Source organism: Bacteroides sp. K03 (genome assembly GCF_019734355.1).
Taxonomy (GTDB): domain Bacteria; phylum Bacteroidota; class Bacteroidia; order Bacteroidales; family Bacteroidaceae; genus Bacteroides; species Bacteroides nordii.
Map to the genome: position 1 here is coordinate 92,844 of NZ_JAASHC010000012.1, position 15,082 is coordinate 107,925.

A 15,082-nucleotide genomic window follows, 5' to 3' on the forward strand; every position below is an offset into this window, starting at 1 on the left:
CATATGGACAGAACATTGCATGACGCGCAGAACGCCAAAAAAATACTGCAAATCACAGCTGATACAATGATACTGGTAGATCAGGATGGGACTTGCGTAGACATTGATACACACAGTACTCTTTGGTTTCTGCAGGAAGAGAAACTATTGGGAAAAAACATATTTGATTTATTACCTCTGTATACCCGTCAAAAGCTGGTCCCGATTTTCCGGCAGGTTATAGACAAACAAAAAAGTGTTAGCAAAAACTATAAATTAGAATTGCCAGAGGGAACGTATTACTTCAAATGTATCATGTATCCTTATGAGGATAAAGTACTTTGCCAATATCGGGATATCACGGCTCGAAGCAATGTGAAACTACAGCTGGAACGCACCAATCATGAATTAAGAGAGATTCAAAAGGCTGCCCAGATCGGACAATGGAAATACGTCAGTAAAGAACGGATGTTCTATTACTGGGGATACACAGGTATTCTTTGTAAAGAAGAGCAACGTTCTATTCCAATCGAACGTTACTATGAGATGATAGTTGAGGAAGACAGAAATCTCTTTGCCAAATGGCTGGAGAATAATGAAAAAGAAATTAATGAATATAACATAAACTACCGCATCAGCTATGATGGTGAGGTGTGTTATCTGAGAATACAAACGTATACCCGTGAGGAATTGCCCGACGGGACATTCTACATGGAAGGATATGTACAAAATGTGACAGACATACAACGCCACCGAAATGATATAAATACACTTACGCATGCTATCAACAATGCCAAAGAGAGTATCTTTGCCGCTCGGGAAGATGGTACGCTGATATTCGCCAACAGATTATTCAAAGAGAATCACGGAATACCAGAAGAAGATAAATTGAATCTGTATAAGATATACGAGTTGGCAGGTGATATAAACACGATCGAGGACTGGCAGCAGAGATATAAACAAATAAACGAAGGAGGTTGCTGCAACTTTATCGCATACCAGCCGATACCAGGTAACAAGAAGATATTAGCTTTTGAAGGAACAATGTATCATGTGACAAGTGACGAAGGAGAAAGTAGTTACTGGTCGTTCGCACATGATATCACAGAACGCCTGCACTACGAATCGCAGATAAAACGGCTGAACAGTATCATGGATACCACGATGGAGAATCTACCGGCAGGTATTGTGGTCAAAGATGTGAACAGCGATTTTTGCTATGTATACCGTAATCGGGAATCATACAACCGAAATATGAGTTTTGAGAATGAAACCACCGGAATGACTGATTTCGACTACTATCCTCAGGAAGTGGCCGAGCAGAAGCGAAAAGAAGATATGGAGGTTGCTGCCACCGGAAAATGCAAACACTGGGTGACGGAAGAAAAAGATAAGAATGGAAATCTTATTATCCTGGATAAACAGAAAATAAAGGTAGAGGGGAAAGATTTCTCACCGGTTGTCATCAGCATTGAATGGGACATCACGCAACTGGAACTGATGAAACGCGAATTGATGATTTCTAAAGAAAAAGCTGAAACATCGGATAATATGAAGTCAGCTTTTCTGGCAAACATGAGCCACGAAATACGTACCCCACTTAACGCCATCGTAGGATTCTCACGTCTCATAGCAGAAAGCGAAAATGCTGACGAAAGACAAGAGTACTATACCATTGTAGATGCCAATAATGAACGGTTACTTCAACTGATCAATGAGATACTGGATTTATCGAAAATAGAATCGGGCATTGTAGAATTTACTTGTGCCCCTGTAAGGCTGAATGGATTATGTAAGGAGATCCATGATGCACATGTATTTCGCACCCCGCAAGATGTACAACTACTCTACGAGCCTTCAAATGAAGCAATTATTATTGACTCCGACAAGAATCGTATCTTCCAGGTATTATCCAATCTGATAGGAAATGCCTTGAAATTTACAACAGAAGGAAGTATCAGTTATGGATACCGGCAAGAAGGAGAAAGGATAATCTTCCATGTGACGGATACAGGAACAGGTATCGTAGCAGATAAAGTGAACAAAGTATTTGAACGCTTTATGAAACTAAATAGTACGACACAGGGAACGGGACTCGGACTTTCTATCTGCAAGACAATCATTGAACGGCTGGGCGGAGAGATCTCCGTAACCTCAGAAGTAGGGAAAGGAACAACATTCAGCTTTTGGCTACCTGCAAAAGTCAGTATGAAAACAGAACCACCCACACTGGAAAAAGCACCCTTATCTACAGGTACGGAAGATAACACAGTTACCGTAGAATCACAACCCGGCAATGCCGATAAAGGAACTGATAAACCAAGCATTCTCATCGCTGAAGACACGGACAGTAACTATGATCTGCTGAATGCAATACTGAAAAAGAATTATAATCTGACACGTGCACGAGATGGTATGGAAGTAGTTATGATGTTTGAAGAGGTAAAACCGGACCTGATATTAATGGATATCAAAATGCCTAATCTGAATGGATTGGAGGCTACAAAAATTATTCGCGAACTATCTCCGGACGTACCTATCATCATGCAAAGTGCATTTGCTTATGAGTATGACAGAAATGCCGCTACGGACGCAGGATGTACTGAGTTTATCTCAAAGCCGATAGCACAAGAGAAATTAAAAACAATTATAAAGAAATACTTAAAGAGTTGACAATTGACAGTTGACAATTGACAGTTACTATGTAGGGGGGAAACGTAACCAATTACTCGAGAGGAGGCTGCTCCATAATTACAATGACATATAAACGCACAGTGCAATCTTCTAAACAAATTGAGAAGGAAAAAAAATAATTACACCACAAAAGTTTCCCCAAAGCCCCCCTCTCAGAAGAGATGAGTAGCACCGTCATACTGCATAGCAACTGTCAACCGTCAACTGTCAATTATCAACTGTCAACTGTCAATTAAACAATTATGGGAAAAAGAGCTGTATTCAAACTATTTTATTGCATATCAATTGTAATAACCTTTATATTGGCAGGTATAACACTGGCAGGAGCTTTCTCCGGTTACGTATCTCCGGATAAATACATCGGCTTTGCCTTTATAGGCCTTGCATTGCCGGTATTATTGCTGATAAATCTTATCGTACTTATCTATTGGGCCGCACGGCTCCGAATATGGCTGCTCATCCCCCTTATCGCCATCCTTGGCAACTGGGCATACTTGAACCGGATTATTCAGCTCTCTTCTCCGGATACAGCTAAAGCCCCACTCACCCTCGCCACCTACAACGTAGATGCTTTTAATGGAGATCAGACCGGATATTCCTGTAAAGAGATAGCCCGCTTCATGGAGGAACAAGGTGTAGATATCCTGTGCATGCAAGAGTTTGGCAGCAATCGCGAGTTCAATGAGGATAGCATAAAACAGGTTCTTTCTGCATGGCCCTACTATTCCATCCCTAAACCAACAGATGGAACATCCATCTTACAGGTAGCTTTGTTCAGCAAATTTCCTATCCAGAATACTGTACTTATAACGCATCCGGACAGCAGAAATTGCAGTATGCAATGCGATATCAGTGTGAATGGAAAAATAATCCGTATCTTCAATAACCATCTCCAGACAACAGAGGTGAGCAGTAACAAACGCATTTTGGAAAAAGAGCTCGCCACAGAGAATACCACCGGTACCGAAAATGCAATTCATAAACTGGCAGCAGGGCTGGAAGAGAATTTTGTGAAACGTGCCGCTCAAGCAGCAGAACTGCATAGGATGATAACCGCTTCCCCCTACCCTACATTAGTATGCGGTGACTTCAACTCACTGCCTTCATCCTATACATATCGCACCATGAAAGGTGATAAACTAAAGGATGGCTTTCAAACCTGCGGACATGGATATATGTACACTTTCCGCTATTTCAAGAAACTGTTGAGGATTGACTATATCCTACACACAAAAGACTTTGAAGGGTTGGATTATTTCTCTCCGGAAGTGGATTATAGCGATCATAAACCAGTGGTGATGAGAATGGGATTCTGAGGAAAAAAACAATCTTTGAAATACAGGAAAAAAAAGAGGCTGTCTCGAAAATGAATGCACCCCAAAAGTTTTATCAGACTTTTGGGGTGCACTTTTAGTTATAAACCGATCTTTCTAATTATCGAACGTCAGGTTCTTATTTAGGAATTCCTACATATACATTATCAATCTGACAAGTAGTTGTAAGTCCGGTAGCATTATTACCAATATAGCGGAAACCAACATATATAGTCTGACCGATATATGATGCCAAGTCTACACTATACGAAGTAAACGCTTTGTCATTGGTTTTGTCCAAGTTATCCGGTGTAATGTCAACCCAAGTAGCAGAAGATATGTTTGATGGATCACCATTGAAATCAGTAGAAATCATCAACGTAAATACGTCACCTGCCAGATATCTATACTCAAAATCAAAGTTCAATACCATTTCTTTCTGCAGAATTAGTGCAGGGGTAATCAGCCATGCTTCTAACTCCCCATTATTAAAGGCTGTGATACTGGCATATCTGTTATTCTGGTACGATCTGTATTCCCAAGATTTTTCACCCTTCATCTTGCTGTTACACCAGCCATCCAGAGCAACATTATCATAATCTTTTCCTTTTTCAAAGTCTTCATTCACCAGGATATCGGGAATATCGCTTGGAAGAGTCACAATCCATGTGCTCTTATCGTTATCAACTACTGCACGTGCCTCTTTCACTACAGTTGATGTCACTGATACTTCACGAGCAATATGGATGTTATCCAGCTGAATGGTGGTAGTTTTTGTATCAAGAGCACCAGAGTATTTGAATGCAATATTGATAGCCTTTCCTTCATAAGAAGATAAATCTATCTCACCGGCAGGTCCCAATTTGCCATAAGCATTTGTTGGTTCCTTAGGGATGTTAAAGCTCTCCGTCACATCTTTCCAGGTAGTATATTTGGAAGTAACATCCGAACTTGAACCAGAAAAATCTTCAGAAATGAGAACCTGCAAACAATCTCCTTTATAATATCCGACGCAAACATCAAAGCTGAATTTATCACCTTTTACTACTGTGTATTTAGGAGTAATAAGCCATGCCTCAGTAGTTTCAGCATCACCATTAGCCATCTGGGTATATGCATTTCCACTATATATCTTATTAACCCAAGTCTTATCACCGGTGAAATAATTCATCCATCCCTGAATTTCAGTATTGGCTCCATTTACAAAATTTCTTTGGAAATCTTCATTAAACCCTACTTCATCAGAATAAGATGTTTTAAACAGATTGTATTTAATGGTAGCTTCCGAACCCTTTTCTGCCGTATAATAAGTGGAATTCATCCATTTTTCTATATTTACCTTAGCAGGAGCTGTAGGATTATCAGGATTGTCTTCACCATCAAGAAATCCACCTGTCGATGTGTAATCACCGGCGTAGGTCAATTCCAGTTTCAAAACGTTTCCTGGACTATATTCTTTCATTCCGTCAAATTCGGGTTCATGATTACATGAAACGAATACGAGCGCCAACGCTGCAGTTGCCAATAATATCTTTTTCATACTTGTTATATTCTTTATTATCATAAAATTAGAATCTAATCTTCATACCCATAGACCAAGTACGTCCGAAGCCATAGAACACAGTTGCATCTTTCCATCCGTGACCACCGGTTTTGGCACCATTGTCTGTAGCATCAGTAATATACTGTTCATTTAGCAAATTGTTGCAATTAGCAGTCCAGGTTGCATCAATACCAGCAATCTTAAACTTATAGCTAACACCTGCATCAAAAGTAAAAGAAGAAGGTATGCGCCATGGTTGTGCTACATCTACCGGATCTCCATTCAAAGTACTGGTGGTAATCAGACCCGCAATATCATATTCAGAGTAGTTGCGACCATTAAATAATCCACCGACAAAAACACGAAGACCTTTCAGTATCTCATAATTTACATCCAAAGACGCTGTTGTCTGGGCAGCATTACCAATCTTAACGCCTTTTGTATTCATAAGCAACCGTGCATGTTCTTCCGAACCAGGAGTTACAGGTCTCATACTTTTGTCAACAGCTTGTCCTTGCCCGTCATACATATATCCGAGTACATTGTCTTTTGTCATCGTCCAATCACCAAAAGAGAACATACCATTGATTGTCAACGAACGAACAGGACGCAAAATGAAGTCCAGTTCAATACCCTGATGCAATTCTCCCACACCATTCAAGTATACGTAAGAACTTTCTTGCGATACCGACAAGCGTTTTTGGATAGTACGGTCATCCCAAGTTGTACGATAAAGATTCAAATTGGCAGAGAAAATAGGAGATACGAATCCATAACCTAATTCAAAAGAAAATACACCTTCATTCTTACAATTAGGATTGAGCGCATTACTTGTTTGAGAGTTAAGGAAGATACCACCCGAGAAATATGGAGTACGAGAATAGTAACCTACATTGGCAAATACGTTATGGTGACTATCAATATTATAGTTTACACCACCTTTGACTCCATAGCCAACTTTAGTTTTCGTTGCAGACTTTTCATTATCTGTATAGAAATAACCTTTACGCCAGTTTGAAGCTGCATTCACATTTCCGGATACGATAACAGAAAGCTTGTCCTGAGAATACTCAGCCTGACCAAATGCACCATATTGTGCAATATAGCTATCAAAATTACGATAAACAACATCACCTACACCCAGACGTTCATTCTGCCAAGCTGTATCATCCTTTTTATATCCTACATTTTTTCTGTCAGGATCGACAATAAAATCTCCTCCCATCAAATCTACAATTTCAGCTTTGTGACCTCCATTGTAGTAGCGAAGATCGATACCACCCTGCAAATTCAGATAATCGTTTACCTGGTTGGTATAAGTAGATAGAAGTCCGTACCAAAGATGGGTATTCATATTTTTGGCCAAAGCTACTTTGCTACCATTGTCAGAAGCTGCATTTTGTTCCATTATAGCAGCATAATCCATCGTTCCGTCTATTCTACGATAGGTTGTATTAGGAATACCGGATGTTGCTCCATACAAACTACCTGTGTTACCTACACCTCTATATCCGAAACCGTCGCCAATAGACATGTATACAGAAGAAGAAAGGCTTGACTTACGGTCGATATCCCATACATGATTCAAAGAAATCTGTGGCTTGTGATAAGAGTTATAACTGGTACCGGTCATACCTTTACCATTAATATCATATCCGAAAGCGGCATTATAACGATAACCTAAACCTTTGTTTACTTTCTTTTGCTTGTCCCATTCTTCGATGGTCAACTCATCATAACGTTTATTATGAGTCTGAGGTGCACCGGTTGCAGTCAATGACAAAGAGTGGCTGTCCCCAATACGCTTGGATATATTAACAAACCAGGAGTATGCCTCAAATTCACATCCCTGAATGTATCCATCACCCCATGTTTTAGAACCTAAAACAGAAAAAGCCCAGCCGTCTTTTGTCAATCCGGAAGAAAGGCTGAACAATACTTTGTTATATCCATCATTACCAACACCATAGGATAGCGTACCACCTTTTTGTGCGTCAGTAGAATTCGTTATAACATTGATAGAACCACCTACAGACGGAGAAGAAAGCTTGGATGCACCCAATCCTCTTTGCACCTGCATAGAACGTGTTACATCTGACAAACCTGCCCAGTTGGACCAATAGATACCGCCCCATTCCATATCATTCATAGGGACACCATTAATCATCACTCCCACATTGGAAGTACCGAAACCACGTACAGTCACGCGGGATTCACCAAAACCACCGTTATCTTTGGAAGCATATACACCCGGAGTAGATTTCAATATTTCCGGAAACTCTTGTGTACCCAACTTCTCTGAGATAAATACCGGATCAACAGTAGATACTGCCACCGGAGTTTTACGTGAAATGGCAATAGATGAAGTAATTGTTACGTCATTCAACATCACAGCTTCCTGTTCTAACTTTACAATACCTAAATCCACAGAAGATCCCTTCTGTATTACTTTCTTTTTCAGGTCTTTGAAACCAACATACTTAAATAGTAATGTTGCATTGGGAGCGATACTTAAGGCAAATTTACCATCAAGATCGGTAACAGTTCCTTGTGAAGTACCTTCCGCCATAACGGCTGCGCCAATCAATGGGTCACCGGTTTCAGCATCAACAACTTGACCTTTCACTGTAGTCTGGGCAAAGGCAGTAGCAGCAGAGCAAACTGTCAGTATTGCAACCAGCAGGAAATGAATTAGATGTCTTCTCATAAATTCTGTTTGTTAGTTAATAGAATTTGTTAATTAATAAATGTTTTGAAGTGCAAATATAATTAATAAGATTTAAAACCACATTACATTTTCATGTCGATTTTTAAGAGTAACAAACATTTTATTGCATTATAAAACACGAGAAGCTCCGCAGTAAAACCACGGAGCTTCCCATTTGAAACTGAAAGCTTTAGAAAGCTTTCAGAATATCATAAATATCAGTCATTAACGAGCTTTCTATAACGAACACGTTTCGGTTCTTCATTACCTAATCGCTTCTGTTTATTCTCTTCATACTCCGAATATGAGCCTTCAAAATAGAACACATTTGAATCTCCTTCAAAAGCAAGAATGTGAGTACAGATACGGTCGAGGAACCAACGGTCATGCGAAATAACAACGGCACATCCTGCAAAGTCTTCAAGACCTTCTTCAAGTGCACGAAGTGTATTCACATCAATATCATTGGTAGGTTCATCGAGAAGAAGCACATTGCCTTCTTCTTTCAATGCAATAGCAAGGTGCAGACGATTACGTTCACCACCTGAAAGCATTCCACAAAGCTTTTCCTGATCAGCACCAGAGAAGTTAAAACGTGAAAGATAAGCACGTGCATTGATATCACGCCCACCCATACGAATCAATTCCGTACCACCGGAAATAACCTGGTAAACGGTCTTATTAGGATCAATATCTTTATGCTGCTGATCTACATAGGCTACCTTTACAGTCTCTCCTACTTCAAACTCACCTTTATCCACGGCATCAAGCCCCATTATCAGACGGAAAAGGGTTGTCTTACCTGCACCATTAGGACCGATAATACCTACAATACCATTAGGAGGAAGCATGAAATTAAGATCATCAAAGAGCAACTTATCACCATAAGCCTTAGCCACATGTTTAGCTTCGATCACCTTATTTCCCAAACGAGGACCATTGGGAATAAATATCTCAAGTTTCTCTTCTTTCTCTTTTACATCCTCGTTCAGTAGCTTATCATAAGAATTCAGACGAGCTTTACCTTTAGCCTGACGTGCTTTAGGAGCCATACGCACCCAATCCAGCTCACGCTCAAGTGTTTTGCGACGTTTGCTCGCTGTCTTTTCTTCCATCTCCATACGTTTGGTTTTCTGTTCAAGCCAACTGGAATAGTTACCTTTCCAGGGGATACCTTCACCACGATCCAGTTCAAGAATCCATCCGGCTACATGATCAAGGAAGTAACGGTCATGTGTTACGGCGATTACCGTACCTTCATATTGTTGCAAGTGTTGTTCAAGCCAATCGATAGACTCAGCATCAAGGTGGTTGGTAGGCTCATCAAGAAGAAGGATATCCGGCTTCTGTAGCAACAGGCGACAAAGTGCTACACGACGGCGTTCACCACCTGACAGATTTTCCACTAATTGATCTTCCGGGGGACAACGAAGAGCATCCATAGCACGTTCCAACTTACTATCCAGATTCCAGGCATCAGTAGCATCAATAATATCCTGTAATTCTCCCTGACGGGCAAAGAGCAGATCCATTTTATCCTGGTCTTCATAATACTCGGGCAAACCAAACTTCTGGTTGATCTCTTCGTATTCGTTCAACGCATCAACAATGGGTTGTACCCCTTCCATCACGATTTCTTTCACCGTTTTCGTATTATCCAAATAGGGTTCCTGAGCCAGATAGCCAACCGAATACCCCGGTGAAAAGACTACCTCACCCTGATAGGATTTTTCCAGTCCGGCAATAATCTTCAGCAAAGTCGATTTACCCGATCCGTTGAGACCAATGATACCAATCTTTGCTCCATAGAAGAAGGATAGGTAAATATTTTTTAAAACCTGTTTATTATTCTGGAAGGATTTACTCACTCCCACCATTGAGAAAATAATCTTTTTATCGTCTACTGTTGCCATATTATATAATAATGTGTAAAATGTAATTTGGTACAAAGATAAGAAAAAATATTAGATTTTCTTTGGCAGTTAAAAAAATCCCTCTATCTTTGCACCCGCTTAACAGCAATAAGGATTGATTCGCTAGCTCAGCAGGTAGAGCACAACACTTTTAATGTTGGGGTCCTGGGTTCGAGCCCCAGGCGGATCACTGAAAATAAAAGAAAAATCAAGCAAATCCCTGATAATCAGATATTATCAGGGATTTCTTTTTTCAGGCAGGTAGTAGAAAATAGCCGTTTCAAGCATATTATCGGTGGATAAATCGTGGGACTAAAATTTAGTCGAAAAAAGTCCCACGAATTTGCATATTTCTCACTGATTCATAGCATTTTGCATGGTCGTACTTTGGAAGAGAATACATAGTTTTGTAACTCTAAAAACGATGTAAAAATGGCTAGAAAATCATTTTCTGTTTTGTTCTTTATCAAAAAAGCCAAGTTATTAAAGAACGGAGAAGCACCTGTGTGCATGAGAATCACTGTAAACGGCTGTATGGTAGATATTTCTATCAAAAGAAGTTGTCCCGTAAACCTATGGAATCAGGCAAAAGAGAATTCAAAAGGAAAAGACCGCATGTCAGTGGAACTGAACCACTACTTAGAAATCACACGTTCCCACGTACACCAAATTTATAGAGAACTGGAAACTTCCGGTAAGGTTATCACTGTTGATCTTGTTAGAAAACTGTATTATGGTGTGGACGAAAATAACAAAACGCTATTGCAGGTATTCAGGGAGCATAACGAACAAAGCCGTAAGCTGATCGGCAAAGATTTCGTAAGCAAAACTGTTCAACGGTATGAAACCACTACCCGATATTTAGAGGAATTCATTAAGAAAGAATATCAGTTATCGGATATTGCCCTGAACAATTTGGAAGCCAACTTCATTTCTAAGTTCGATGCTTTCTTGAAGATTGAAAAAGGTTGTGCGCAGAACTCCGCTATCACCCGACTAAAGAATTTGAAGAAGATTATCCGCATTGCTCTGGAAAACGACTGGATAAAGAAAGATCCATTTGCTTATTATCGCTTCAAACTGGAAGAAACTGATCCCGAATTTCTGACGATGGACGAGATTAAAATCATTCTCGCTAAAGAGTTCACAATTAAACGAGTAGAACAGGTACGTGACGTTTTTGTCTTTTGCATTTTTACTGGCTTGGCGTTCAGCGATGTGAAAGATTTATCACCCGAACACTTGGTAAAAGACAACAAAGGGGAACTTTGGATAAGGAAAAACCGCCAAAAGACAAAAATCATGTGTAACATTCCTGTGTTACCTGTGGCAGCTTCCATACTTGATAAATATAAGGATGTGGCAGAGTGTACCGGAAAACTTTTACCTGTATTGTGTAATCAACGTATGAACAGTTATTTGAAGGAGATTGCCGATGTGTGCGGAATTCATAAAAATCTTAGCACACATACCGCCCGTCATAGCTATGCTACTACTGAACGTTTGCAATTTATCTATCTAATAAACAGCGCATTATAATATACTATTTTGAAAAGGGTAATGATTTAGCAACGTGCTCTCTGCTCTAATATTCTTAAGATTGCATCATTTCAATAACCTATCACAAAGATAATGCTTAATCTGATAAAAACAAAATTTAGCTAGTTAGCAAAAGTGGATATCCAGAATTTTACAGTATAATAAAATTCATTTTCACTGTAAATCATCAATAAAAGATGCATTATTAATATTCACTTCTTGTATCTCTTCTGACATGAGCATTAGTTCTGATATTAAGTTGTATATACATTTTTGACAATTACGAGCTGCTTCAATAACTTGACAATTCATGTCAATCCAATTCTTTTGATTATTCTCATATTTAATCTGCAAAAATATCCTTTGTTGTCCCCAATAGATATTATGTTTTCCAGTCATATTACGAACATCAGAATACAATCTAGGGAAATACACAATTATTATACTTTCCAAACGATGTATCTTGATAAGTTCTTGTTGATATATCTCATCATGTTCAAATTCTGTTACGCTTTTCATCATATCCATAAAACTTTTAGTTTGCGAAATAGCATCCTCAAGATAAGATAGAATTTCAGTTGCTTCTAATAATAACTCTAACTTTTGTTTCTTTTGCTCACTTATCTCTTTTTCTTGTAATAAGTAAAATTCTTTTTTAGACCTTTTCTTTTCTAAATAAAATGAGTATCTATTATTAATAATCAGTGTAATAATTGATATTAGTCCCCCAGAAGCAGTTGCTATTATTGTTGATAAAAAGTTTTCCATGCTCAAATTATTTATATAGACTTAATATTAAGACTTTGTGTCTTTGACGTTGAAAACAGGCCACAACACTCGTTTTTTCTAGAGCAATTAAGACAAGTATCTATATAAGTAACTTTCCAATCAGAAATAGATTTCTTTGCAAACTTGTACAACGATGATCTTAGCAGACAGAGAGGTATGTTAAAAATAGAAACATCCAGCTTCCACTCTGCTAAATCAGTAACAGCTTTTTCAAGTTCTATTTGATAATCAATAGGATCAATCCATATTTTGTCATGATTTTTAATAGAATATCCAGTAACTTCCAACCCCATAAATGATATATATGCAACGAATGGTAAGTTTCTCCATATAAAATTAGCCAATTGCGGAAGTCTCTGGTAGTTCATTTTATTAATTACAATTCGTAGCTCTATATCAGCACCGATATATGCAAGGTTGTATAATCCCTTCATTGTTTCTATATATGAACCCTTTACTTGAGTTATCATGTCATGATCTGCCGGAAAGTCAGAATGTAAGGGAATACCGAACAAGAGATTAGAAGATCCAACAAACTTCCTAGTGTATTGAATATCTGAAAATGCTCTTCCATTAGTCAGTATGTGAATTAAGCTATCTGGGTAGCGAAGTTTTATATATTTGACTAAATGCACTAATCTTTCTTGCAGTAAAGTGGGTTCTCCACCAGTGATTCCAATATTCGTTAGACCATTAGGAGCATTATCTATAAGTTTAATATTCCTTTCAAAAAAGAAATCTATATCATCCCTATTCAATGGGGGTTGCGCGCACATTAAACATCTGTTGTTACATTGAGAGGTAACAAATAGTGAGTTATCGTTGGAGTTTATATCAAAATCCATTTTCATTTTTATTAATCCATTGTTTGAATATTGGCATAACCCTATCATACTCATTCTGAATTAAGTAAAATAAATAAGTTATAATAGCTTTATGCTTTTTACAAAAAGAGGAAGTAGGTCGAAAACCATACATATCATTTTGAGTAGAATGATTTCGTACAGGATCAGCACCACAATAAGATTGAAAAGCACAATCGGCACACCCTGCAATAAACTCGGTTCCCCAAATTAAGGCTATTTGCTGGGCTTTCTTTCCATAAAATAGACTTTCATACTTGTCTGTAACATGTCCTAGTCTGAATGTGTAATCATGATACTCTGCTAACATTCTTGATTCATCAGACGCATATACATAACCATCATAATTATAAACGACAACGCTATTTATTATTCCGGTAGGAGATTGTAAATCAACAAATCCTGTTGTAAAAGGAGTGAGCATTTTACGTAGCAGTATAGCTGTAAATTCTTCTACAAAAAAATCTCCTTGAATATTAATATCAATTATATAGTTTAATGCCGATTTATAGAAAGTTATGAATTTATCAAAATATATATTCCAGTCCGTATTATTAAGAGCTAAACCATAAGGATTTAGAGGGCGAAGAAATATATTATTGAAGCCATTTGATAAATAATTATCGATAATTTCTTTTGGATAATTTAATGATAACTCCGATGTAGTCATTAATGCAGATACTCTATCTGTTCCTAAATAATTTCTAGCTTTACTTATGCCTTCTATTACACGCTTATAACTATCATTTTTCCCTCTGTTGTGATTGTGTATGAAAGCTGAACCGTCCAGAGATGTTGAAATAAGGATATTATACTCTTTACACAGGCATAATATTTCTTCCGTTAGATTTATAGAGTTTGTACATAGAACATATGTTATCTGCTTTTTGTACTTTTCATTTAGTTCTGTAGCTCTTTCTACAGCTTTTTGGAGTAGATGGAAAGGTAAAGAGGGTTCTCCCCCTTGAAATTCCATAGTGATAGAGTGTGATGGGCTTCGAAACATTAAGTCTATAGCTTTAAATAAATGTTCCTCATTCATATCATATAGAGCTTCGCTACTATCTTTACTAGAGGCTTGACAATAAATACAATTTTGATTACATCTTAATGTTAAGACAAAAATATGTAATGAGGTGAATGAATTAAGAAAAGCTTTTTTAGTTCTAAGCCTTGTTGCCATATTATCAATTAATTCAGGTATAGGACTTTCTGAAATAAAAAAGTTGGAAATTAAGTCCTTGTATACATCTTCCTGCTTTTTGAGTAGATGATTGACAATTCTATTTGTAGTTCCTATTGGAACAAAGACATAATCACCTAATTCATTGACAAGTAACTCTTGTTCTCCGACTCTTTCAAATCGGAATGGTAATAAATAATAGTGATTTATCATTCTGATGTTAGATTAAAATCGTCAAAATCATCATTATTTGCAAAAGCTTTCACATATAAGATATTACGAATATCTTTAGTTTCATGCATAATTAAATCTCTATTTTTGTAATCAATCAAGTCTTGATTGAATTTGCTAGCCACATATTCAAAAGTATATGATTTGTTTGTATTAGGTTTAAGTTTTAAAATTATTTCATGTACACTATCACTCTTTTTACTCCAATAAATATCAAAGTATTCTGTATACCAATACAATGCTTTTGTTATTACACTCTCACTAAAGATAGATGTGTCTATTGTGAAATAAAATATATCCTCTGACTTTAATTCGGCATTAATCATAA

At 37.7% G+C, this 15,082-nt stretch carries 9 protein-coding genes, 1 tRNA gene and 1 pseudogene; 4 read left to right on the forward strand and 7 right to left on the reverse strand.

Going from position 1 to position 15,082, the window contains the following annotated elements; translation table 11 throughout:
- The first annotated feature begins 3 nt into the window (after nucleotides 1-3).
- On the forward strand, nucleotides 4-2,652 hold the full coding sequence (locus HCG69_RS10675; protein WP_221650030.1) for an ATP-binding protein: 2,649 nt from the start codon (nucleotides 4-6) through the stop codon (nucleotides 2,650-2,652).
- A gap of 263 nt (nucleotides 2,653-2,915) precedes the next feature.
- Complete coding sequence (locus HCG69_RS10680; RefSeq protein WP_221650031.1) at nucleotides 2,916-3,989, forward strand: endonuclease/exonuclease/phosphatase family protein; 1,074 nt, start codon at nucleotides 2,916-2,918, stop codon at nucleotides 3,987-3,989.
- Nucleotides 3,990-4,125: 136 nt separating this feature from the next.
- Here HCG69_RS10680 and HCG69_RS10685 read toward each other — a convergent pair whose 3' ends face one another.
- The 3 genes from HCG69_RS10685 to ettA all read right to left on the reverse strand — a co-directional run bounded on the left by HCG69_RS10685 (nucleotide 4,126) and on the right by ettA (nucleotide 10,149).
- Nucleotides 4,126-5,526 carry a choice-of-anchor J domain-containing protein gene (locus HCG69_RS10685; protein WP_221650032.1) on the reverse strand — a complete coding sequence of 467 codons (1,401 nt, stop codon included), beginning with the start codon at nucleotides 5,524-5,526 and terminating at the stop codon, nucleotides 4,126-4,128.
- Nucleotides 5,527-5,554: 28 nt separating this feature from the next.
- Nucleotides 5,555-8,236 carry a carboxypeptidase-like regulatory domain-containing protein gene (locus HCG69_RS10690; protein ID WP_221650033.1) on the reverse strand — a complete coding sequence of 894 codons (2,682 nt, stop codon included), beginning with the start codon at nucleotides 8,234-8,236 and terminating at the stop codon, nucleotides 5,555-5,557.
- A 218-nt stretch (nucleotides 8,237-8,454) separates the two neighbouring features.
- The gene (gene ettA, locus HCG69_RS10695; RefSeq protein WP_025866443.1) at nucleotides 8,455-10,149 is read right to left on the reverse strand and encodes an energy-dependent translational throttle protein EttA; all 1,695 of its coding nucleotides are present in this window, start codon (nucleotides 10,147-10,149) and stop codon (nucleotides 8,455-8,457) included.
- A 117-nt stretch (nucleotides 10,150-10,266) separates the two neighbouring features.
- Between ettA and HCG69_RS10700 the strand changes: the two genes are divergently transcribed.
- A tRNA-Lys gene (locus HCG69_RS10700) sits at nucleotides 10,267-10,339 on the forward strand.
- Between the two features lie 242 nt (nucleotides 10,340-10,581).
- Nucleotides 10,582-11,646 (forward strand): annotated as a pseudogene (locus HCG69_RS10705) (site-specific integrase); the annotation flags it as partial.
- Nucleotides 11,647-11,862: 216 nt separating this feature from the next.
- Here HCG69_RS10705 and HCG69_RS10710 read toward each other — a convergent pair.
- The 4 genes from HCG69_RS10710 to hxsD are packed head-to-tail and all read right to left on the reverse strand — an operon-like array spanning nucleotide 11,863 to nucleotide 15,080.
- On the reverse strand, nucleotides 11,863-12,456 hold the full coding sequence (locus HCG69_RS10710) for a hypothetical protein (RefSeq protein WP_221650034.1): 594 nt from the start codon (nucleotides 12,454-12,456) through the stop codon (nucleotides 11,863-11,865).
- An 11-nt stretch (nucleotides 12,457-12,467) separates the two neighbouring features.
- A complete protein-coding gene (gene hxsC / locus HCG69_RS10715) occupies nucleotides 12,468-13,322 on the reverse strand; it encodes a His-Xaa-Ser system radical SAM maturase HxsC (RefSeq protein WP_255585787.1) in 855 nt (284 codons plus the stop codon).
- Nucleotides 13,312-14,736, reverse strand: coding sequence for a His-Xaa-Ser system radical SAM maturase HxsB (gene hxsB / locus HCG69_RS10720; protein WP_255585788.1), 1,425 nt, complete (start codon nucleotides 14,734-14,736; stop codon nucleotides 13,312-13,314). The genes hxsC and hxsB overlap by 11 nt, the downstream gene beginning before the upstream one ends.
- Entirely contained in the window at nucleotides 14,733-15,080 is a 348-nt protein-coding gene (gene hxsD / locus HCG69_RS10725) for a His-Xaa-Ser system protein HxsD (protein ID WP_221650036.1), read from the reverse strand. Before hxsD ends, hxsB begins: the two co-directional genes overlap by 4 nt.
- Between the last annotated feature and the right edge of the window lie 2 nt (nucleotides 15,081-15,082).